Source organism: Roseibium sp. RKSG952 (assembly GCF_009711355.1).
Window position 1 is genome coordinate 1 of the sequence record NZ_SMMF01000169.1, and the last position, 324, is coordinate 324.

Genomic DNA, 324 nt, shown 5'->3' on the forward strand with positions numbered 1-324 from the left:
GTTAAATCAAAGAAATTAGAATTGATTTTAAGTGGAAGTTCTTCTTTAATTATTTATGGTGGAAACTTAGATTGTCAAAATTTATTGTTAAGTGATGCTAGTAAATATGCCGCAGCGCACCTAAATTCAAAAAAAGCCAATATTAACGTAAAAGATGCTGCAAAAGCTAATATTAACGTAATGGAACCGGCGGTTAGCCATGTTAGCGGTAGTGGAAAATTGATTCTTAATGGGCAATTGCACTAATCCCTGTCAAAGCTGTTTATACCAAGTCCATTTGAACGTGCCTCATACTTAAGCTTCGCTCTTCGGCGCATTCATGAT

1 protein-coding gene is annotated in these 324 nt (G+C 35.5%); it reads left to right on the forward strand.

All coding sequences use genetic code 11. The features are described from left to right. Positions 1-246 (forward strand): DUF2807 domain-containing protein (locus tag E1297_RS48735; RefSeq protein ID WP_196223073.1); only part of this gene is annotated, 246 nt, incomplete at its 5' end. Positions 247-324: the final 78 nt, after the last annotated feature.